Source organism: Vibrio sp. QJM3NY_39 (assembly GCF_057785895.1).
On record NZ_CM173505.1, the window covers coordinates 2,819,689 to 2,842,656 of the forward strand.

General features: G+C 45.9%; 12 protein-coding genes and 1 riboswitch. Of the genes, 6 read left to right on the forward strand and 6 right to left on the reverse strand.

Annotated elements, in window-relative coordinates:
- Nucleotides 1–71: 71 nt before the first annotated feature.
- The 4 genes from recD to AC3CHU_RS12640 all read right to left on the reverse strand — a co-directional run bounded on the left by recD (nucleotide 72) and on the right by AC3CHU_RS12640 (nucleotide 11,032).
- The gene (recD, locus tag AC3CHU_RS12625; RefSeq protein WP_488524658.1) at nucleotides 72–2,297 is read right to left on the reverse strand and encodes an exodeoxyribonuclease V subunit alpha; all 2,226 of its coding nucleotides are present in this window, start codon (nucleotides 2,295–2,297) and stop codon (nucleotides 72–74) included.
- Complete coding sequence (gene recB, locus AC3CHU_RS12630) at nucleotides 2,297–5,971, reverse strand: exodeoxyribonuclease V subunit beta (RefSeq protein ID WP_488524659.1); 3,675 nt, start codon at nucleotides 5,969–5,971, stop codon at nucleotides 2,297–2,299. The genes recD and recB overlap by 1 nt, the downstream gene beginning before the upstream one ends.
- A gap of 461 nt (nucleotides 5,972–6,432) precedes the next feature.
- Nucleotides 6,433–9,909, reverse strand: coding sequence for an exodeoxyribonuclease V subunit gamma (gene recC / locus AC3CHU_RS12635; protein ID WP_488524660.1), 3,477 nt, complete (start codon nucleotides 9,907–9,909; stop codon nucleotides 6,433–6,435).
- Nucleotides 9,910–10,036: 127 nt separating this feature from the next.
- Nucleotides 10,037–11,032, reverse strand: a complete 996-nt coding sequence (locus tag AC3CHU_RS12640) for a TDT family transporter (protein ID WP_488524661.1) — start codon at nucleotides 11,030–11,032, stop codon at nucleotides 10,037–10,039.
- A gap of 160 nt (nucleotides 11,033–11,192) precedes the next feature.
- On the opposite strand from AC3CHU_RS12640, the gene AC3CHU_RS12645 reads away from it, so the two are divergent.
- From AC3CHU_RS12645 to AC3CHU_RS12665, 5 genes are all read left to right on the forward strand, one after another.
- A complete protein-coding gene (locus AC3CHU_RS12645) occupies nucleotides 11,193–12,089 on the forward strand; it encodes a LysR family transcriptional regulator (protein WP_488524662.1) in 897 nt (298 codons plus the stop codon).
- A gap of 88 nt (nucleotides 12,090–12,177) precedes the next feature.
- The gene (locus AC3CHU_RS12650) at nucleotides 12,178–12,471 is read left to right on the forward strand and encodes a YebG family protein (protein ID WP_008223840.1); all 294 of its coding nucleotides are present in this window, start codon (nucleotides 12,178–12,180) and stop codon (nucleotides 12,469–12,471) included.
- Between the two features lie 156 nt (nucleotides 12,472–12,627).
- Nucleotides 12,628–12,711: riboswitch (Fluoride riboswitch) on the forward strand.
- 194 nt (nucleotides 12,712–12,905) lie between these two features.
- Nucleotides 12,906–13,598 (forward strand): iron-sulfur cluster assembly scaffold protein, encoded by a 693-nt coding sequence (locus AC3CHU_RS12655; RefSeq protein WP_048608014.1) that lies wholly within the window; start codon nucleotides 12,906–12,908, stop codon nucleotides 13,596–13,598.
- A gap of 23 nt (nucleotides 13,599–13,621) precedes the next feature.
- Nucleotides 13,622–14,611: a GGGtGRT protein gene (locus tag AC3CHU_RS12660; protein ID WP_488524663.1), complete on the forward strand. Its 990-nt coding sequence runs from the start codon at nucleotides 13,622–13,624 to the stop codon at nucleotides 14,609–14,611.
- Nucleotides 14,612–14,810: 199 nt separating this feature from the next.
- A complete protein-coding gene (locus tag AC3CHU_RS12665; protein ID WP_488524664.1) occupies nucleotides 14,811–15,452 on the forward strand; it encodes a MarC family protein in 642 nt (213 codons plus the stop codon).
- Between the two features lie 70 nt (nucleotides 15,453–15,522).
- Here AC3CHU_RS12665 and ushA read toward each other — a convergent pair whose 3' ends face one another.
- On the reverse strand, nucleotides 15,523–17,223 hold the full coding sequence (gene ushA / locus AC3CHU_RS12670; protein ID WP_488524665.1) for a bifunctional UDP-sugar hydrolase/5'-nucleotidase UshA: 1,701 nt from the start codon (nucleotides 17,221–17,223) through the stop codon (nucleotides 15,523–15,525).
- A 504-nt stretch (nucleotides 17,224–17,727) separates the two neighbouring features.
- Here ushA and dapD point away from each other — a divergent pair.
- Nucleotides 17,728–18,759, forward strand: coding sequence for a 2,3,4,5-tetrahydropyridine-2,6-dicarboxylate N-succinyltransferase (gene dapD / locus AC3CHU_RS12675; RefSeq protein WP_488524666.1), 1,032 nt, complete (start codon nucleotides 17,728–17,730; stop codon nucleotides 18,757–18,759).
- A 150-nt stretch (nucleotides 18,760–18,909) separates the two neighbouring features.
- Here dapD and purL read toward each other — a convergent pair whose 3' ends face one another.
- Nucleotides 18,910–22,824: a phosphoribosylformylglycinamidine synthase gene (purL, locus tag AC3CHU_RS12680; RefSeq protein ID WP_488524667.1), complete on the reverse strand. Its 3,915-nt coding sequence runs from the start codon at nucleotides 22,822–22,824 to the stop codon at nucleotides 18,910–18,912.
- Between the last annotated feature and the right edge of the window lie 144 nt (nucleotides 22,825–22,968).

The window sequence follows — 22,968 nt, forward strand, 5'->3', positions numbered from 1 at the left end:
AGCAACCAGGGATGGTTGCTTTGTGTTTATCTAGCTCTAAGTTCAAGCCCTTTTCTAGCGGCTATTAACGACTAATTCGTTAAGCGACTGCCTAAACCACTCACTCGATCTGTTTTCACCTTAATCCCACGCTTCAACACATTTGTATCGCTGAACATCATCAGTCGTTTCTTAGCACGCGTAATCCCTGTATAGATAAGCTCGCGCGTTAAAATAGGGCTGAAGTCTGGCGGTAAGATCATTAAGGTCAGATCAAACTCACTGCCTTGAGATTTGTGTATCGTCATCGCATAAGCGGTCTCATGATCGGGGACTCGGCTTGGAAGCACTGCTTTCACACTGCCATCGGGCAATTCAAAATACACCTTCAATCTAGGTGTGGAATTCGCACTATTTAACTCTAAAGTCGTTGCATCAGCCTCAAGCATACAGATACCAATATCACCATTGTATAAGCCCAAGCCATGATCATTGCGCGTTACCATTACTGGTCGCCCGTGATACCACAGTTCATCGTTGTGTGGATTCACCAACCGTCTTGCTGCAAGCGCCCTTTCGATTCTGTGGTTAAGGCCTTTAACACCAAAGTCACCTTCACGAATGGAACACAGCAATCGACATTGGCTGAACAAGTCGAGCACCGATTTAGCTCTCGCTTCTTGAGTTTCTAATTCTTCTAACGGTACATTCATTCGGTTCAGATACGCACCATACTCATTGACCAGAGTTCGCAGCATCAAGTTATAGCTATCACTCGACAGCGGGTGATTTTCAATGTCTCCAAACCCTTTAGCAAACACTTGATCGACCTGATTAGCAGAACCGTTATTGATCGCTTTTGCCAACTGCCCGATACCTGAACGCGCATCGAAGCGGTAACTCTTCTGCAGCATACACAAGCTATCTGCAATCGCCGGAGGATTAACGACTCCCGCTTTTGCTTGTTGTGTATTCGCTATTGCATCAAAGCCTGTCATTTCCGCAATCAAATTGCCTTGCGCTGTGCTGTAGCCTGTTGAATTAAACGAGCAGATATCACCTAACACCGCACCAGCCTCTACTGAAGCGAGCTGATCTTTATCACCAAGTAGAATCAGCCTTGCGTGTTCAGGAAGTGCATCCACCAGCTTATACATCATGGATAAGTCGACCATCGATGCTTCGTCCACCACCAAGATATCAAGGTGAAGTGGATTACGTCGGTTGTGTCTAAACTCCGCTCGATTAGGAATCGCGCCGAGCAGTCTGTGCAAGGTACTCGATTCCGTCGGTATGTTGGCCTTCACTTCAGGTGCTAATGGCAGCTGCTCAATCGCTTTACCAATCGACTCAGTTAAACGTGCCGCCGCTTTACCTGTCGGTGCCACGAGCTTGATCGTCGGTGTTTTACCTTGGCTTAACGATTGCTCAACCATCGCCGATAGTAATTTGGTTACCGTAGTGGTTTTACCCGTGCCCGGCCCACCAGAAATCACCGCGAAACGACGACTTAACGCCACCGCTGCCGCGACCTTTTGCCAGTTCAAACAGACAGATAACGGCACTAGACTATCCAGTACATCTAAATCGGTCACTTGCTTGGCTTGAACAATCGCTTGATCGATAGAACCCCAATCCAAAGCCTGTTCATCGACGATATCTAGATGATCACACACCAGCTGCTGGCGCAACACTTGAGAGGTTTGTTGGTTTGCTTCAGCCTTTGCTAAGGCATTGAACAGAAAATGGTAACTGCGTGCGAATAGTTGATTGAGCGTTTCAGTCAGCGCTTTTTTCTGCTCAATATTGAACTCTACTGGCTTACTTAAACGGTTTAAGATCTCAGCCAACACAACTTCGTAGTTCCAATAACGTTGCAAGTAGACACGCTGCCCATCAAACATCAGCGGCTTAACGCAGTCATTAGTTGTGCCGACAAGATTGGACGACTGCAAGGTCATACCCCAATCAATCCCCAACAATTTTTGGTTCAGTTGCAGCGCCGTTTCACCATACAAACCGAGTAACTGAGCTAGATCTGTCGTTAGTTCAGGGCCTGCCGTTTGAGCTTGTATAAGCTGAGTACAAATATGCCCCTTGCCTAGTTCATGGCTCACGACCCCAGCAAGAAAGCCGAGTTTTTGAGAATGACTTGTCGCTTGCTGCGCAATAAAACGAGCAAACTGATAATCCAGCTGACGAATCGAGCCCTTATCCGCGAGGAACTTCAATACATCCATGAGCTGTTCAGGGATAAGTGAAACTGGCTTAACTGAGCTCGCTGTTTCTATGCTGGTATTAATGGTCGTTGTTGTCATTATAGAAGCCCCATCTGTCCAGTTTCATTGTCATTCAATTGTGCTGAACGTCTGTCTATCACTTTACCGTCAATCAATTGATCCATTTCATCGAGCAAAGCCAATGTAGGTTTCGCCGAGAAAATACCTTGTTGAGATTGGCCGTCCATTCCTCTTAAAAACAAGTAATAAACGCCACCGAAATGTTGTTCATAGCTGTAACCTGCTACGCGGCTGCGTAAGAAGCGGTGCAATGCCAACGCATAGATTTGATATTGCAGATCATAACGGTGGTCGGCCATCGCCGATTTCAATGCCTCACCATGGTAGACAGAAACATCATCACCTAAGTGGTTCGATTTCCAGTCGAGTACATAGTATTTGCCTTTATGTTCAAATACTAAATCGATGAAGCCTTTCAACATGCCTCGCACCGTTTGAAAGCCTAAATCACCCGCTTTTGCCGACAATGGATCGTGATACTGGATGGTTTGATTAAGTTCAGAGGATGCTAATACTTCGATCGGCAACAAGAATTCCATCTCAACCAGTCGTTGAGTTGAGTCTTTCTCACTCAGCTTTAAGTTCTTTCCATCTAAAGCCGTGTTTAGCACCGTATCAACAAGCTGTTGAAGCACCGGTAACCATTCGATTTCGTATTGCTCTGACTCTAACAAGTGAGTGATTACTTGCGTGTTATGGTCACTGGTTGCTGGCTCGGTAAATTCAACATCCTCAAACAAGGTATGTAAGAAGGTACCAGGGCGAGCACCGCGAGGGAACGTGAATATAGAACGTTCCGGTTCAATCAGTTCCGACTCATCTTGCTCATCGGCTGAATCAATATCGAAGCCAGACACCTCAATCGTAGCGTCATGGCTTGCTCCGTGACTGCCTTGTTTTACAAGCCCCGAGTAACTGGTGATACGCCAAGCTCGGTCAATTGAAGCCTTCAGTTCGCTAGCCTGTAGGTCGTCACTCACTTGTTCTGCCTGAACAAACACTTGCTCGTGAGCGGTTGGTGTTTCAGACAGTAATACGCTTGAATTCTTACCCTCAATCGCTGACAGAGCTTGATGTAACTCGGCGATGCCTTGCTCTTGTCCGTTTTGAACCAAGTAGCCCATAGCACTCAAGTGAACGCCTGTTGGCTCTTTGGCTGAACGCCCTTTACGTAGCGGTGCCATGCCAATGAAACATCCATAAACAGCACGAGTAAGCGCCACGTAAATCAAACGTAAATCTTCTGCCAATCGCTCTTTATCGGCTTGTGCCAATGCGCTATCGCTACCGGTAATATCAAGCACTGTGGTATCTGAATCGTGATCGTAGAACTTGCCTTCACTCGCCTCACGGTAACTCGCGACAAACGGCAAAAATACGAGGTCATATTCCAAGCCTTTCGACTTATGAATGGTAACGATTTGAACCAAGTTTCTTTCTGATTCAAGGCGTTGAATGTCGTCATCACTACCGCCTAAACCATTTTGTGCATCTGATATCGCTTCTGCCAACCAACGCAACAAGCCATAGTCACTGTCGAGCTCTTGTCTTGCTTGTTGCAACAATTCGCCAATGTGCATCAAATCAGTGAGTGAGCGCTCACCATTTTCTTCTTCCAGTAAACGTTCCGCGAGATGTCGTTTACTGATCACGCAGCGAAGCATTGGTAGCACGCCACGTTGCAGCCACAACTTACGATATTCTCGAAATTCGTTAACGACATTTTCCCAAACCACTTCATCGTTGTTGAGTTCATCCAATGAGGCGGCATCCAGAGCAAACAACTCCGACGCTAAACTGGCGCGTAATGCACGGTCATTTTCAGGTGTCAGCACCGCCTGTAATAAACGCTGAATATCTTGTGCGACCAAGCTGGTGAAAACGCTATCTCGGTTAGACAAATACACGCTTGCAATGCCTTGTTCAGACAACGCGTTCTTAATCAGGCGACCTTCACTACCGGTTCGAACCAAGACAGCAATATCACCCGCATTCACGGCATGTTGTTTTTTGCCGTTATCAAAATAGGCTTGTTCGTTTTGAGAAGCCGTCAGAATGGTTTGAACTTGACTCGCCGTCGCCTCGGCCATGGCTTTGTGATATTCGCCTTTTGGTAAGGGCTTATCTTCAGCATCTTGCAGCCAAAAGGTAAGTGCGTGCTGAGTTTCTCCGTTCATTACCCATTGGCGTTTATCAGCCGATGGGCTGGCTGCGACGGGCAAAAATGGAATATCTTGGTCGTAGATAAACGGGCTATCCGAATTCATAAACACTTGGTTTACCGCACTGACCATATCAGCACTCGAACGCCAGTTAGTCCCCAATGTATAGTGAGCACTAACTTGGTTTCTCGCCTTGATATAGGTAAAGATATCTGCGCCACGGAAGCCGTAAATTGCCTGCTTCGGGTCACCGATCATAAACAGACCACACTGCGGGTTATCGAGATAAATTCGGCTGAAAATACTGTACTGCAGCGGATCGGTATCTTGGAATTCATCGATCATCGCCACTGGGTATAAGGTTCGAATTCGCTCCACCAACAATGACTGCTCATCCACATCAATGGACGCAGATAACTGAGTTAGCAAGTCATCAAATGATAGCCACTGCTTCTGCTGTTTAGCCTTAGCCAACATAGTTCGACAATGAGTAATCGCATGTGCCAACAACGGGGCTTTCAGGTCTGCAGGAGAGTTTAAGAAATTCTCAATAGCCTCAAACACCGCGTGTTGAGGGGCAGTACCTTTTGGTGTTTTTTCAATTAGGGTTGCTTGAGAGAACTTCTCTAATTTATCTGGAAACTGGTAATCATGAGTGTCGCTCTGCGCCCATGCTGTGACGGCTTCTAACCAAGTAGGCAGAGACTTCTTGGTGTAGCTGCGTTTGTTCACATCTGAACCTGAAATCAAAGCCAAAAAGTCCGCTTCGGATTCGCACCACAACGCCTTAAGTTGCTTCACTTTGTCTAGGTTTTGGTTGTGTAGCGTTTGTAAGTCGCCCGACATCGCATCTACGGTCAACTTCAGCGGAGATCCTGTCAGGTAGCGATTTACGTCAGCCAATAACGAAGCGGGAGAGCCCCAAATATTTCGCACTTCACCAGCCAGTTGAATTGGCAGCGGGTAGAACTGCTTACGCCAATAGTCGGCTACCACTTGTGCTTTCAGATGGCTTTCATCGGTCACAAATTCATTATCAAAACGGCTTCCAGATTCGAAGGCATTCTGAGTCAACATTCTCTGACAGAAACCGTGAATGGTGTATACCGCCGCTTCATCCATTTGCCTTTCAGCATTGAGCAGAGTTTTCGCAGCGCCAGCATGATCATCGATAGCTTGTAATAAAGGAGCAATCACTGGGTCGTCACTTTGCCCACGAGCAAACGCAATGCGTGCATCATGGATTCGAGCGCGGATACGATCGCGTAGCTCTGCCGTTGCGGCTTCAGTAAAGGTCACCACCAGAATTTGGTCTACAGTAAGCTCTTCATGGTGTCGAGTAGCTTCAGTCAGATCACCTTGCGGCGCAGCGGTACCGTGCCCAAGCAGTAGGCGCAAATACAAGCCAGCGATGGTAAATGTTTTACCCGTACCCGCTGATGCTTCAATTAAACGCGCGCCATGAAGTGGAAACGTCATGGTATCGAGTGTCTGTGGAGCGATTACCTGAACACTGCTTGTGGTCGTCATGCCTTACTGCCTTCTGATAAATTAGTCTGTTACAAATGTGACCTAGCGTAGAAAACGTCATTCAATTTACGTCCTACGCCAATTTGTTAATAGTTAGTGCGATCTCTCTCACGGATCAATTCAGATCGCCTCGCTACTATGCGCCCACGAGTTCAGGAGCGCCTACGAGTTTTATACTCATGCGTTACTTTGAACCACTGAATAATGGTCCCTCTGACCTGTGGCCGTACAGCGAACGCCCTACACTAATAATGATTTACTGGCGGCCACTTTATTTCCTGTACCCTGACTTTCCGCAAATCACTATCTATCGCTTTTACTAAGCTTATACCTCGATTACCTCTAACCTTTTGATAAGCACTGCACTCCAAATTTACATCTAACTCTTTATTTTCCATGCCTTTATTCAAACGCATCTCTTTGACGTTAGTATCGTTGGCGATCTTACTGATCACTGTCGATTATTCCTGATCTTCAAGATCGGCAGCGGCAAGTCTTGCGGCCTGTAACACAAGCGTTGAATACATACGTGACTCAACAGCCAACTCATCGTCCCACTTAGGCCAAATTCGAGAGAGATAAGTATCTCTGCCCTCGCCCGTAAAGGCGAAGCTATCATTAAAGGTATCGGCCATTTTCTTAAGAGACTTTTCTTCGTCATCGACCCATTTACCACGACTAAAGCCAGCCTCAACGCCAGCCAATGCGGTTTTCGGGAAGTAAGGTAGCGGTGTTGTCATGCCTTGATAAAACAGTCGCACTAATTCAGCCAGCAAGCTCTTCGCCTGCTGCGCATCGCCGATAGGTTGTAGCGTTTGGTGAACCACGCCTTCTTTTCTGTCGTAGCCAATAATATGAGTCGTTTTTCCGTGCCCCATGACTGCACAACATAGATGATCAATCCACGCAGCCAAGTAATCTTGAGAGCGTATTTTTCCGCTACGAAAACGAACTAGCCCTGATTGATAGTTTTGAGTTAACCAGCCCATCAAGCGAACAGGCTTACCTTCGCCCAACACATCAAATTCGATATTCACTTCGAGATCTTGTTGCGGTGATCCGCTCACAAATCGAATCTCTTTAGCTAAGTCTTCCGCTTGAACACGATTGGTTTCAAATTCGATATCACCAAAGGCGCCGACCGGTAATCGGCCCTGTGCTTTTTGCTCAGAGACAAACAGGCGCACCGCTTCGTCTGCGCCTTCGGGATGGTCCAGCAACACTTGCAGCAAAGCATCCTTAAGTTGGAAACTCTCTAAACCATTAAGTACAAATGGCTCATCGTCTTCCATCACAGGAAGTGGCGGCTCAAACAACACTTTTAGACGACGATTAAAGAAGTACTGCACTGGCAAACGCCAAAAACGCTGTAACTCAACCAGATCCAATTCCAACGGGTACGTTGCACCCAACAAATAGTCATCCAAGGCACGATTGAATTCACCACTACGTTCACCGGAACGGTTAGCCGCAGGAAGCCATTCTTTGGCGTAACTCAGCACATGGTTTGCGTCACCTTGAGTAAAGGCTGCAGGGTTAAATGGTGTCATGGTGTGTTCAAAGCTGATCGCTTGAGTCAGGTTGATGCCTGAATCATCACTTGGTAAGGCTTGGTCTTCACTTAAGCAGTAGTTCTGCTGGCAGTATTCAATCAATTCAGAAACCAGCACCGATGGCACTCGCTCAGTATTATCTTGAATCGAACGGCCGACATAGCTGATGTACAAGCATTCTTGCGCTGACAGCATCGCCTCTAAGAATAGATAGCGGTCATCATCACGGCGAGAACGATCCCCCGGTAGTGTGCGTCCGTTCATCAAGTCAAAACCTTCTGGCGGCATTGAGCGAGGGTAAACACCATCATTCATACCTAACAAACAAACCGTTTTGAACGGAATAGAACGCATCGGCATCAAGGTACAAAAGTTAACTTGGCCAGCTAAAAAACGCTGGCTAATACGCGCGCCAGATAACTTATTATTGAGGTACTGGTAGATAATGCTTGGCGACAACTCTTGTTCATACAAGGCATCATCAAGCTGTTCATTCAGTTGCGAAAGTGCATCGCGAATCGATTTGAGCACCACCTCACCTTCCAGCTCAACCGCAAAGAAATCATCAATCATTTGCAGCAAGGTTTCACGCCAATTATCGATAGATTGTGTTTCAGTTAAGCGTTGACGGTAATGGGCAATACGATCGATAAAGTGCGCTAACTTACCTGCAAGTTCGGCGTTAATGCCTTGAACTTCGTTATAAGCGGCAATCGGAGAGTGTTCAGTTTCAAATAAACCTGCAGAGTCCGACATCGCATATCCTAATAACATGCGCTGAATGCCGAATAGCCAAGTATTTTGCTCGGTCGCAGGTAGATCAAATTCTGTCGCCGTTGAAGCATCGACACCCCAACGGATACCCGCTTCTTCAACCCATTGCTTAGCTTGCTCGAATTGAAACTCATCAATACCAAAGCGTGCCATCATCGCTGGGATTTCTAGTAGCTCCAACAATTCAGAAGCTAAACAACGCGTATTCGGCAACGCGACCAGCTGCATGAACGCGGTCAGAATCGGGCTTTCTTGGTCTGCGGTTCTATCAGAGATCGAGTAAGGGATATAACGCTCACCCGGAGCATTACCAAATACCGCCTGAATCGCTGGGCTATAAGCATTAATATCAGACACCATTACGATGATATCGCGTGGTTTTAGTGTTGGATCGGCATCAAACATCGCCAACAACTGATCATGAAGGACTTCAACCTCACGCATTGGGCTATGACAAGCGTGTACCGTCAACGAGCGATCGCCAAGCTCAACCACCTGTTTATGATTGCTGGAGTCTAAGATGTGGTCGTCTTGATGCTCTTCTAGCTGGAGAATATCGGCTTGCAGTTGATGCAGTAGGTTATCCCTCTCAACATCAATAAAGAACTCATGCTCTTCACTGTCTGATTGAGACAGCAAAAACAGGTTATCTCTACCCAGCTTACCCATAGACGCAAGTAAACTATTACCCACGGCTTGGCTGGTGTGTAGTTCATCTTCAACGTTGGCTTCAATACCATCTTTCAATGGTGATACTTCGCCTTCTAGTTGAGGTAAACCATCAACCAACGCAAACTGCTTACGACGCTGGGCTTCAACTCTTGCCAAATATTTACGGTCGCGAATATCGCCCCAGTAATGTTGGCAAGGGTTGGTAAACATCAAGTGCACATCAATCTGCTCACCGAGTGCTTTCAACGCATCCATGTAACGAGGAGGCAACGAAGAAATACCAAACACAAATAAGCGTTTCGGCAGATGTTGCAATTGACCTTGTTGATTGGCTAGCGCTTCAATGAAGTCGTGGTACAAATTGCCACGGTGGTATTTTGATTGGCCTTGAGACAGGGTTTGCTCATAGAGTGCTTGCCACAAAATCGGTTGCCAAGGGTGCTCTTGCTGCCCTTCATCATCGACCAATTCAGCAACAGGCTCTCCTGCTTCCCACATCGCCATCCATTCAGGTCGATACACTAAGTAGCCATCGAAGATATCGGCAATTTTCTCGGCTAATTGATACAACTTAGAGTCATCTTCGTCGTTTTCAAGATACCGCTGTAGGGGTAAGAAATCAGGGTGGTCAAGCTTAGCGGATAGCAAACTCATCAGCTTCCACGTCATCGCTTCTTTGTTAAAAGCACTGCGTTTAGGTACATCAGGAAGCACTTGGGTAAACATATCCCAAATGAAGGTTGCTGGAAGAGGAAAGTCTATATTTGCTGCTACACCAAACTCTTTGGCGAGTTCCATCTTAAGCCATTGAGACATACCTGGGCTCTGAACCAAGATCTGCTCTTTTTCGAAAGGGTTGGCTAAAGGATCACTTTTGATTAAGTGAACGAGAAGGATTTTTAAAGTATCGACTTTATTGGAATGGTAAACAGTAAACAAAGTGCACTCACGCTAATCTTGCCACAATATAAAGCCAGATTAGCATAAGTGCCGAGTTTGGATTAGGAATATAAGCTTATGAAATACTGAAAACTTAAGGTCCGTTTATCTTTTGAACTATTGCTTCTTACAATCTACTGCCTACCGCGCTTAGAACACGGTGAGGTTTGTAATTCATGTAATAACGAACCGCCACATAACCCACCACAAACGTTGCCACAATCAATTCTAGATACGCTAGGTTGAAGACTTGATCCACATAGTGAGTTTCCACACCAACAGTTTGCATCCAAGCCGCCAATTTGAATAACGCCGTTGCACCAATCACGATTGGGAATGTAAACGCCGCATAGCCAGGGCTGAAAGGCAGACGAAGTAGTTTGAAAAACGCGATGTAGATAATAAACGTCATCAACACTGCAATGCCAAAGAGTAACCCAATGATCACTGGCGAAGGATTTGCCGTCACCGTTAGGTAGCCAGCTAAAGATAGACTTGCTGGTGCCGCCATAATCGCAATGGTTGGTTTTGCTGCGTCAGGCACTTCATGAGAGAAGATCAAACGGTAGATCATGAGCGGGAGCATTACGGCATAAACCAATAAACCAAAGACTAAAGTCGCGTGAACAACAGGTTCTAAGATTGGGTTACCTGAAAAAGAAACGTCTGCCACGATAATACCGATTGGTGGCACGAACCAACTTGGCACCATGTGGTGAATCTCAAAGTTTTTAGCTCTGTGGTATAAGAAGCCCACCAAGAACACGACATGTAACGCTACCGAAGCGAGCCACACAGCTTCTTGAAAGAATTGAGAGATTGGAGCCAACGAAGCAGACACCACCATACAACCCATTGCGAATGTGGGTACAACACTGCCGACAACAGGATGAGCAAGGTCTTCACGTAATAAGTGGCCGTGAATCAAAAATTTCACAGCTAAAACAAGAAGCAATACCGCTGCAATACCTGCACTGATCCACTGCACTAAGCCTGGAGTATGCAAAATACCTTGTGCGACTAATACGCCATCCCAGCACCAGCCTAAGCTTGCGATTGCTAGTGCTAACCCAGCCATGGGTGTTGGAGCTCCTGTTAATCTATATTTAATACGTTGAATCATGTGAGCCTCTCTTGAACTTAATTCACAAAACTTGTGAACTCATCAGCTTGTTGAAGCCATAATACGCTTGCACTTCGTTAAGTTATATCCAATTATATATAACAAGCGTTCACCAATACTGAACAACCAATTCCACCAGCAGCGTAAAAGTAGGAACCTGATGGCTAATATCTCAATCAAACAGCTCAAAGTGTTTGTCACCATTACCCAGCATTCGACACTTACCGCCGCATCGGAAGCTCTGTTTCTCTCTAAAGCCGCGGTTAGCATGGCACTCGGTGAAATGGAAAAACAGCTAGGGCACTCTCTATTTGACCGGGTCAACAACCGATTAATTCTCAATCAAGAAGGACATAAACTGCTTCCTTTAGCTGATGAGATTCTTCACCGGGCAGCAGGCATCGATGTTCTGTTCCGTGACGACCAGCCCTTAAGTGGCAATCTCAAGGTTGGCGCGAGTGACACGATCGGTAATCAGGTTGCACCTTTTATTTTGTCTGGCTTTCGAGAAAAAACTCAGCACCAAGACCAAAGCTTGTTCATCTCAAACAGTGCCCTGATCTGTCAAAAGTTGGTGGATTATGAACTGGATATCGCGTTAATTGAAGGAAAAACATTACATCCAGAACTCATTTCGAGTCAGTTTAGCAGCGATGAAATGTGTATTATTGTTAGTAATCAACATCCTCTTGTTGCCAAAGAAAAAGTGATTTTAAGCGATTTAGAAAATAGTCACTGGATCCTGCGTGAATCAGGATCAGGGACTCGTGAGTTTTTCCTTCGTGCCGTCGCACCGCGCATCGAACATTGGTATGAATCCTTTGAACTCAACACCACAGAGGCGATCATCAATTCAGTTTCCGCCAATCTTGGATTCGCATGTCTATCACGACTGGCGGCACAACGAGCGATTGATTCAGGCCGAGTAAAAGCGCTCGATGTGCCACTCGACATGAAACGACGTTTCTGGATGCTGGTACACAAAGACAAATACCAGAGCCCGCTGCTGAAATCTTTCATGAGTTATTGTGAAGACTGGGCTACACATCAAGATTGAGGCCGCATTGTTAGGGCTCCAACTGGACTTTTAACATCAGAAACTGTATAAAAAGCCAGTAAAATTTATCAAACTTAGAGGATTAACCATGGCTGTTATCGTCAAGTACGTGGTGGAACGCAACGGAGAAGAGAAAATGACTTTTACCTCTAAAGCCGAAGCCGACGCATACGACAAAATGCTGGATATGGCTGATGAGCTTTTTGAACTTTTAGGCAAAAGCGATTTAGTTGAAGATGAAGGCAAGCAAGAAGAACTTGCAATGTACCTAGCGAAGAACAAAGAAGAAGTTCTTTACGCATTAGGTGCTAAGCGTAAACCAGCTCCGAAAAAAGCTAAGAAGCTTGAAGCTGTTGAAGACGCAGAAGAAGATGCAGCGTAACTAGCTGATCGCTTTCTAAAAAACGCCAATGACGCCTCTAATCAGAGTTCGTTATTGGCGTTTTTTTTATACTTATCGAAATATAATGAAGCTTGTTTATAGTCGAAATTGCTCTAAACATTCGCTTGCATGAAAGTGTGATAAAGATCTAATCTATAGCCATCAGGTGATGGGGTTCCACCTAAGCTTTTGCTTCAACCGCCCGTTCTTCCGAACAGTGCTAATGACTCCTACAGAATCGAAAACAGGTAATACTGTTGGATGTATCGCTATTCCTCCATTTTGAAATGGACTTAGTCTATTAAGGCCAAGTTCCATGACGCCTTTGGATTATCGATACTCAAGATCTGTAGTGAATTAGCCGCACCTCTTCCAACACGTCCTGTTTTCTCAACGCCCTAGGTCTTCAACGACTCTAACTGTGAGAAAACATTATGCACTACTCTTCAGAAATTCAATCAATGTGCCCTATTCAAAGGGGTGATCTACACACTTCAGCACCAATTCCAGTTGAAGGCGCTATGGTTAGTCCAAAAGATGTCATCGCTATTTCTGGCTTAAGCCATGGCGTCGGCACTTGTGCACCACAACAAGGTGCAGCAAAACTAACGCTGAACGTAAAAAACGGCATCATCGAAGAAGCACTAATCGAAACGATTGGTTGTTCAGGCATGACTCAATCAGCCGCGATGGCAGCAGAAATCCTCACCGGAAGAACCATTCTTGAAGCGCTCAATACCGACTTAGTATGTGATGCTATTAACGTAGCCATGCGTGAAATCTTCCTGCAGTTTGTTTACGGTCGAACTCAGTCTGCATTCTCTGAAGGCGGCTTAGAAATTGGCGCTGCATTAGAAGACTTAGGTCAAACACAGCGCAGCCAAGTGGGTACTAGTTACTCAACCGCTGCAAAAGGCGTACGTTACCTAGAGCTTGCAGAAGGTTACGTGACCAAGCTTGCACTTGATGATCACAGCGAAGTGATTGGCTACGAATATCTCAACCTCGGCAAAATGATGAAGGCGATTAACCAAGGCGTGCCAGCGAATGAAGCGGCCGACCTTGCGACAGGGACCTATGGCCGCTTCGATGAAGCCGTGACCACTATTAACCCACGCCAACAGTAATTTTGCCAATTTAGAGGAAAGATATGATGAACACTCAATTTAATGAATCAGTAACTCGCGTATTGGCAGAAATGAACTTCGACTCTTTAGAGCAAGCGAACCAATACTGTCTATCACACAATGTCGACCCAAAAGCGTTAGTGATGGATACCCAACCTATTGCTTTTGAAAGCGCTGCCGATGCTTATATCCTTGGCTCAGCACTGGCGCTATTTCGCAAAGCCACCAGCGCAGAACAAGCAGCAAATATCATTGGTGAAGGCCTTCAAGCATTCACCAAACCTGGCAGTGTTGCTGAGCAACGCCAAGTGGGGATCGGCCACGGTGCGCTAGCTGCGCGTCTTCTCAATGAAGAGAGTCACTGCTTCGCCTTCCTTGCGGGTCACGAGTCTTTTGCTGCAGCAGAAGGTGCGATTAAAATTGCGCTAAACGTCAACAAATCACGTCAAAACCCATTGAAAGTAATCCTAAATGGTCTAGGTAAAGATGCGGCTTACTTAATTTCTCGCATCAATGGTTTTACCTATGTTCGTACTCAATACGATTACCAAACCGGTGAACTTGTTGAAACAGAACGTCGCCGCTTCTCACAAGGCCCTCGCGGAGAGATCTTGTGTTACGGCGCTGATGATGTACGTGAAGGCGTAGCGATTATGCACAGAGAAGAAGTGGATGTAAGTATTACGGGTAACTCAACTAACCCAACGCGCTTCCAACACCCTGTTGCAGGTATCTATAAAGCAGAGCGTACTCGCCAAGGTTTGCCTTATTTCTCAGTCGCTTCAGGCGGCGGTACAGGTCGAACTTTACACCCAGACAACGTAGCTGCAGGCCCTGCATCTTACGGCATGACAGACACCATGGGCAGAATGCACGCAGACGCTCAGTTTGCTGGTAGCTCTTCTGTTCCTGCTCACGTGGCCATGATGGGCTTCATCGGTATGGGCAATAACCCAATGGTAGGTGCGACGGTTGCATTAGCTGTGGCAGTGAGTGAATATCAAAACGCATAACAATAGAAGTGGTTGTCAGCTCCGAGCTGCCAAGATCGGAGTGTTGATTGAAATACGACAATAACGAACAACCAAAACTCTACTCCTATCACTAAAACTACACGGCCAGCCTTATGCTGGCTGTTTTTTATTCATACTTGCTCTAGTATTTATTTTTATTCAATATTTGTATTTAACTGCATCTTTTCAAAGGAATAATATGAAAGAGCTCATCATTCATACCATTACCGTGTTCATGGGCTTTTTTGCCATCATGAACCCTATTGCCAATACGCCTATATTTCTTGGATTAACCGGTGACAATGATAGGGAAACAGTCAAATCAATTGCCTTCCGATCAGTGTTTATCGCATTCATCATCGTCAGCACGTTTGCCATTTCTGGCAAGCTGATCTTCGACCTCTTTGGAATCACACTTTACGCATTGCGCATTACTGGTGGCATTCTGGTCTTCTTGATTGGCTTCCACATGCTACAAGGTGAATCGACACACTCGAAAGCAAAAGAGAAGGTCAACTCAGATGCCCAACAAGACGCGGCGCTAAGTATTGCAGTATCACCACTAGCCATGCCAATACTAGCTGGCCCGGGCACCATTGCCACCGCAATGAACTTTGCTAGTACCGAAGGCATCTATGAAACCGTCATCACCATCATCGCTTTCGGCCTATTGTGCATCTTAACCTACGTATTGTTTGTGTTTGGCGAACGCTTCGTGAAAGCAGTAGGGCCAAGCGCACTGAACGTGATTACTCGAATGATGGGTTTGATACTCGCGGTTATCGGTATGCAGATGCTGATTGAAGGGATTGAACAAGCGCATAAGGCGCTGTTTGTTTAAGCTCTGAACCATTAAATTATGATAAAAAAATAGCCAGCGATTCGCTGGCTATTTTTACGATATCAATGAATTAGCTCGCAGGGCAGCCTTTCACTTCCAAGCCATTACTCATATAGATTAACTTACCAGCTTCTGGTGCATAATTTGCAGCTGTTATATTAGGATGCTTCACAAAGAACTCACGAAGTACGAAGGCATCCGCCAACTGCGTCGATTCAACATCGATTACCGGATAATCATCACCACCAGCCGCACTAAAGCTGATCACAGAGAAGGTATAAGTATCAGTTAAGCTGAAACCTTTATTGTTAATGTCACGTATGGTCACATCACTCGAGTCACAATTTACGGTCAAGCTAATATTCTCCAATTGGGCATAAGCGCCAGAACCTGCCGTCATCGTCGCAACAACGTCTAAATACTCTTTTACTTCAGCCCCCGTCATCGTTGCTTTGGTTACGAAATTACCAAAAGGCTGGACCGTCAACACATCACGATAAGTCACATCCCCCGCCTCAATCGAATCACGTACACCACCAGAGTTCATCACACCGAAATCAGCATTCACTAAGTCGTAGGTTCGGTAAGCTTGGCCTAATAAGTGACCAAGGTTAGTCTGTTCAGAACGAACCACATTACGGTCACCTTCAAGCTTCGCATCTGTATTTGAGATCACTTCATCAAGCAACTCTTGACCTTGTTGTTGATAAGCAGAAAGCGTCGCAATCACTGTTGAATCTGGTTCAATCTCAGCTTGGATAAACTGATAATCGCCGTTTTCATCCTTCTCTTTCAAATTCACGGGAACTAGGTCGTACTTCACTAAATGCAGCTTCCCGTCATAGAATTCAAAGTCAGCTCGACCTACATACTTACCCCACTCGTGAGCTTGCATGATGTAAGTGCCATTTTGCTGATCAGGTTTACAGTCATCTCCCGGATTAAAATCAGCATATTCATTGCCTTCCATACAAACAGGGTTTTGAGAGTGCCCGCCAATAATTGCGTCTAATTGGCCTTCTTCTAAAGACCGAGCAAGTAATACATCGCCAGGCGCTTCACTACCATGTTGACCATTCGCATAATGCCCCATATGAGTAGTAGCAAAAACCAAATCGACCGTTTCTTTGGTTTTAATTTCTTCTAGCACTTTTTTGATTTCGACTTGTGGGTCAGCAAAATGGATCGTCGCAACGTTGTCAGGATTAACCAACTTCGCTGTGTCTTTGGTTGTTAAGCCAATAACCGCAACTTTTAACCCATTAATAGTAAAGACTTTATATGGAGAGAAAAGGCGTTCATCAGTAACTGTGTCTCCATCTTTGATGTAAATATTCGCTGCTAGCATCGGGAAATCAGCCAATTCCGCCTGCATCTCTAGTACATCTAAGCTATTGTCGAATTCGTGATTACCTAATGCCATTGCGTCGTAACCAAGAAGGTTCATACCAACAAAATCTGGTACCGCGTCCTGCATGTCAGACTCAGGCACACCAGTATTAATATCACCACCAGACAATAGAATGGTTTCACCACCGTTTTGAGTGACTTCTGCACGAATACTGTCGATCAAGGTCTTTCGTGCAGCCATTCCATACTCACCTTTACTGTTCTCCCAAAAACGACCGTGGTTATCGTTGGTGTGTAAAACAGTAAACTTGGTACAAGATTCCGCGGTATCACATGTCACTGTGATATCGTCACTATCCGAGCCACAACCAACCATCGCTACGCCGATAGAGAGCACCAGTAAAGACTTAGTAAAATTCATAGAAGATCCTTTATTAATCGTTTTAATGTCGTTATGGCAGGCAATATACTGACATCTTGCAGGGTTTTAGTGATCGTTCTCTTAATTACACGTCTGGGAAATTGAGTATTTACCCTAACTGTAGGCACAAGCGATTAATCAACAGAAGTCGAATAATTCTGATAATAAACATGAATTTATAAAGAAAGTGTGACTCACTCTATTGATACTGCTAACAAGAGGATGGGCTAAAGATAAGTGTCAGGTGTGGAAATGAAATGGCACCGCGCTACTTAAGTAAGCACGCCCATATTTAAGAGCGAGGTATAATATCCGGATAATAAAAAATATCGCTAAAAAGACAAGCAATATCATTTTACAGACTTTATCCCGATACGCCCTTTCATAACGAGGGCGCTCTCTTTATGATGAACGCAATTAAATTAACTTTGCTAACGGCAGCACTCATTATTCGAGTCACTGCTATGAATAGCAAAATCAAGACTCAACACATGGAGATTCAACATGGCTTATTTTTCACTAGCCTTCGGTACGGCAACCAAAAACCGCGACAATAAAATCATTGAAGCGTTCTTCCCTAACCCACTTCTAAACCCAAGCGACGCTCTTGTAGCAACTGTAGCTGAAGTGTCAGGTTACGCTGAAGGCAACCAAGCTATAGAAATCTCTGCTGCACAAAGCGCAGAACTAGCGAAAGCATTCGCAGCAAACGACGATGCAGCAAACGCATCTTTCGCAGAAAAAGCGGCAGCGTCTGAACAGCCACTTGTTCTTGTTGTTCTTGCTACTGACGAGAAGCCAGCATCTGTTGCCGAAGGCTTCCTAAAGTTACAACTTATCTCTAACCGCCTAGTACAACCACACGGTACGGTATTAGACGGTATCTTCGGTCTACTGCACAACATCGCATGGACAAACGAAGGTCCTATCGACCTTCCTGAACTAGCTGAGCGTCAAATCGAAGCTCGCCTTGCGGGTCGCGCTCTGTCTGTAGATTGCGTAGACAAATTCCCTAAAATGGTAGATTACGTGGTACCAACAGGTATTCGTGTTGCTGATACTTCTCGTGTTCGTCTTGGCGCACACGTAGGTGAAGGCACAACAGTAATGCACGAAGGTTTCATCAACTTCAATGCAGGTACTACTGGCGTAAGCATGGTTGAAGGTCGTATCTCTGCGGGTGTTGTTGTGGGTAACGGTTCTGATATCGGCGGCGGCGCTTCTATCATGGGCACTCTGTCTGGTGGCGGTACTATGGTTATCTCTATCGGCGAAAACTGTCTACTAGGTGCAAACGCAGGTCTTGGTTTCCCAATGGGCGACCGTTGTACGGTTGAGTCTGGTCTTTACGTGACTGCGGGTACTAAGGTTCGCATGTTAGATAAAGAAGGTAACGAAGTAGAAATCATCAAAGCTCGCGACCTAGCTGGCGTTTCTGATCTTCTGTTCCGTCGCAACTCGATCACAGGTCAAATTGAGTGCCTAGCGAACAAGTCTGCTGTTGAACTAAACAGCGAACTACACAGCAACAACTAATCTAAGCGCTAGAATACGAAGCCGCTGGGGTTAAATCCAGCGGCTTTTTTGATCCTAGCTATTGAAACATCAAATCTAATAAAAAAACGCAGACCTTTCGATCTGCGTTTTTGGTTTTTGCTTAATCTAATCTAGATTAACGCGTCCTGATTACCCCACGTTCTTACGTGCGTTTTGGAACATACGCATCCAAGCACCATTCTCGCCCCAACCTTCTGGAGACCAAGAGTTAGCAACCGTACGGAATACACGCTCTGGGTGCGGCATCATGATAGTCACGCGGCCATCTGCAGTCGTTAAACCAGTGATAGCGTTTGGTGAACCATTCGGGTTGTTCGGGTATTGCTGCGTTTGGTTACCGTTGTTATCAACGTAACGTAGAGCAACTGTACCTGAGTTTTCAATCGCGTTTAGGTGGTCGTTATCACGCACTTCTACGCGGCCTTCACCGTGAGAAACAGCGATTGGCATACGAGAACCTTCCATGCCATTGAAGAATACAGAATCAGATTTCTGAACTTCAACTAGGCTGAAACGTGCTTCAAAACGCTCAGATTCGTTACGAACGAAACGTGGCCAGTACTCAGCACCCGGGATAAGTTCACGCAGGTTAGACAACATCTGACAACCGTTACACACACCTAGAGAGAAAGTATCTTCACGCTTGAAGAAGTTTTCAAATTGGTCGCGAGTAGAATCATTAAACAGAACTGATTTAGCCCAACCTTCACCAGCGCCCAGTACATCACCGTAAGAGAAGCCACCACATGCCACAAGGCCGTTGTACTCTTCTAGTACCGCTTGACCCGTTAGGATGTCACTCATGTGAATATCAGTCGCTTCGAAGCCTGCGCGGTCAAATGCTGCTGCCATTTCAACGTGAGAGTTAACACCCTGCTCACGTAGAATCGCCATCTTAGGTTTAGCGCCCGTGTTGATGTAAGGAGCTGCAATGTCTTCATTTACGTCGAAGCTTAGTTTCACGTTCAGACCTGGGTCTGAGTTGTCTTTCTTCGCTTCATATTCTTGATCTGCACAGATTGGGTTATCACGTAGACCTTGCATCTTATGCGTAGTCTCAGCCCAGATAGTACGCAGTTCAGTACGGTTACGTTGGATTACAACATCTGCGCCTGACTTAATCACTACTTCGTCTGATGCTTCAACAGAACCAATTACGTGTGAACACGCTTCTAGGCCATTTGTTGCAAGAGTAGAAAGAACAGCGTCTAGGTCATCGTTGCGAACTTGGATTACCGCACCTAGCTCTTCGTTGAAGAGTGCTGCTAGCGTGTCTTCGCTGTTCTCTGATGCAGCTAAAAGGGCTGCAATATCAGCATTAACACCACAGTGACCTGCGAACGCCATTTCAGCTAGCGTTACGAATAGACCGCCATCGCCTTTATCGTGGTAAGCAACAACTTGGTCGTTAGCTACAAGTGCTTGAACGCCTTCGTAGAAGCCTTTTAGCTGTGCCGCGTTGTCTACGTCTGCTGGTTTATCACCAAGCTGCTTGTAAACCTGAGCAAGTGCTGTTGCGCCCATGCGGTTTTGGCCGTTACCAAGGTCGATAAGTACCAGTGACGTGTTACCTTTGTCTGTACGAAGTTGTGGCGTAATCGTCTTACGAACATCTTCAACACGTGCAAACGCTGTGATAACGAGAGAAAGCGGAGAAGTCACTTCTTTCTGCTCACCGTTCTCTTCCCACTTAGTCTTCATCGACATTGAGTCTTTACCCACTGGGATAGTTAGACCCAGTGCCGGACATAGCTCTTCACCCACGGCTTTAACCGCTTCGTAAAGACCTGCATCTTCACCAGGGTGACCCGCTGGAGACATCCAGTTAGCCGACAGTTTAATGTGTTTGATATCGCCGATGTTAGTCGCTGCGATGTTAGTAATGGCTTCACCAACCGCTAGACGAGCAGATGCTCCAAAGTCTAGAAGTGCAACCGGAGTGCGCTCACCAAGAGACATTGCCTCACCGTGGTAAGAGTCGTAGCTTGCTGCAGTTACTGCGCAGTTAGCGACAGGAACCTGCCATGGGCCAACCATTTGGTCACGAGCTACAAGGCCAGTTACCGAGCGGTCACCTATAGTAATAAGGAATGTTTTCTCTGCCACTGTTGGTAGGCGAAGAATACGGTCAACCGCTTCGTTCATTTCGATACCAGAACGGTCAATCGCTGGGTTGTTCGCTTTTAGCGTTTTCGCGTCACGGTGCATCTTAGGCGTTTTACCTAATAGGATGTCCATCGGCATGTCGATTGGCGTGTTGTCGAAGTGTGAATCTTCTAATTTAAGATCTCGTTCTTCTGTTGCTTTACCAACAATCGCGAATGGAGCGCGTTCACGCTTACAAATCGCTTCAAATGTCGCTAAGTCTTTATCAGCAACCGCCATTACGTAACGCTCTTGAGATTCGTTACACCAAATCTCAAGTGGGCTCATACCCGGCTCATCGTTTGGTACGTCGCGTAGGTTGAAGATACCACCACGTTCACCGTCGTCGACTAGCTCAGGAAGTGCATTCGAGATACCGCCCGCGCCCACATCGTGGATGAATGCGATTGGGTTCGCATCACCAAGCTGCCAACAACGGTCGATAACTTCCTGACAACGACGTTCCATTTCTGGGTTTTCACGTTGTACAGAAGCAAAATCTAAGTCTTCAGAAGAAGAACCCGAATCCATTGAAGATGCAGCACCGCCACCAAGGCCAATGTTCATTGCTGGACCGCCAAGAACTATTAGGCTTGCACCTACTGGGATCTCTTTCTTCTGAACATGATCATCACGAATGTTGCCTAAACCACCCGCCAGCATGATTGGTTTGTGGTAACCGCGTACTTCTTCACCTGCGTGAGAGTTTACTTTCTCTTCGTAAGTACGGAAGTAACCTAGTAGGTTTGGACGACCAAATTCGTTGTTGAATGCTGCGCCACCAAGAGGGCCTTCAAGCATGATATCAAGCGCAGTCACGATACGGCTTGGCTTACCAAAGTCCGTTTCCCACGGTTGAACAAAATTAGGAATTTTTAAGTTAGATACAGAGAAAGCAACCAGACCCGCTTTTGGCTTACCACCAATACCTGTCGCGCCTTCATCGCGGATTTCGCCGCCTGAACCTGTTGATGCGCCCGGCCATGGAGAGATTGCCGTTGGGTGGTTGTGCGTTTCAACTTTCATCAAGATGTGTGTTTTCTCTTGGTGATAGTTGTACTGACGAGTTTCTGGATCTGGGAAGAAACGACCGACTTCAGAACCGGTCATTACCGCTGCGTTATCTTTATAAGCAGACAGAACGTGCTCTGGTGTCGTTTCAAAAGTGTTCTTAATCATCTTGAACAATGATTTTTCTTGTTTAACGCCATCGATAGTCCAATCAGCGTTAAAGATCTTGTGACGACAGTGCTCTGAGTTCGCTTGTGCAAACATCATTAGCTCGATGTCAGTCGGGTTACGACCTAGCTTCTCAGTGAAGCTTTCAAGAAGGTAATCAATCTCATCTTCTGCAAGTGCTAGACCTAGGGTAACGTTTGCTTTTTCAAGCGCTTTACGTCCGCCAGTTAGTAGGTCAACTTCCGCATAAGGAGCAGGCTCAGCAACAGTGAACAGTGCCGCTGCTGATTCGAAGTCAGTGAAAACCACTTCCATCATACGGTCGTGCAGAATTGCTTTCAGCTCAACAAGTTGAAGCTCAGAAAGTTCAGAAGAGGTTTCAATGTAGAAAGCAGTACCGCGCTCTAGACGTGACACTTTAGCCAGTCCGCAGTTGTGTGCGATATCTGTTGATTTTGAAGACCAAGGCGAGATAGTGCCTGGACGTGGCGTTGCAAGCAGCAGTAAACCTTCAGGTTCATGCTCTTCAATCGTTGGACCGTAAGTCAGTAGCTTTTCTAGCTTCTCAACTTCAGACTCATCTAGGTCTGCCGTTAGATCAGCAAAGTGGGCAAACTCAGCGTAAATACCTGTTACAGGTAAGCTTAATTCACGACAAAGCTCTAAAAGCTTGTTAACACGAAACTCAGATAGAGCTGGGGAGCCACGCAAAATTCTCATGTGCTTACGTCTCTTATGCAGTTGATTAAGGTAGTATTGGAATAAATTCAGTGGGTTATAGGAACAACCTAACTGTTTTCTTCGAAGCTATTCCCGAAGGTTGCCAAACCTATGCCGATTCCACCTCTTCAATGCGAGCGCATT

Bases quoted from the DNA above. Each gene is read 5' to 3' on its own strand.
- AC3CHU_RS12645 (WP_488524662.1), top strand. From the start codon at position 11,193: ATGGCTAATATCTCAATCAAACAGCTCAAAGTGTTTGTCACCATTACC.
- AC3CHU_RS12650 (WP_008223840.1), top strand. From the start codon at position 12,178: ATGGCTGTTATCGTCAAGTACGTGGTGGAACGCAACGGAGAAGAGAAA.
- AC3CHU_RS12665 (WP_488524664.1), top strand. From the start codon at position 14,811: ATGAAAGAGCTCATCATTCATACCATTACCGTGTTCATGGGCTTTTTT.
- ushA (WP_488524665.1), bottom strand. From the start codon at position 17,223: ATGAATTTTACTAAGTCTTTACTGGTGCTCTCTATCGGCGTAGCGATG.
- AC3CHU_RS12640 (WP_488524661.1), bottom strand. From the start codon at position 11,032: ATGATTCAACGTATTAAATATAGATTAACAGGAGCTCCAACACCCATG.
- AC3CHU_RS12660 (WP_488524663.1), top strand. From the start codon at position 13,622: ATGATGAACACTCAATTTAATGAATCAGTAACTCGCGTATTGGCAGAA.
- recB (WP_488524659.1), bottom strand. From the start codon at position 5,971: ATGACGACCACAAGCAGTGTTCAGGTAATCGCTCCACAGACACTCGAT.
- recD (WP_488524658.1), bottom strand. From the start codon at position 2,297: ATGACAACAACGACCATTAATACCAGCATAGAAACAGCGAGCTCAGTT.
- purL (WP_488524667.1), bottom strand. From the start codon at position 22,824: ATGAGAATTTTGCGTGGCTCCCCAGCTCTATCTGAGTTTCGTGTTAAC.
- dapD (WP_488524666.1), top strand. From the start codon at position 17,728: ATGGCTTATTTTTCACTAGCCTTCGGTACGGCAACCAAAAACCGCGAC.
- AC3CHU_RS12655 (WP_048608014.1), top strand. From the start codon at position 12,906: ATGCACTACTCTTCAGAAATTCAATCAATGTGCCCTATTCAAAGGGGT.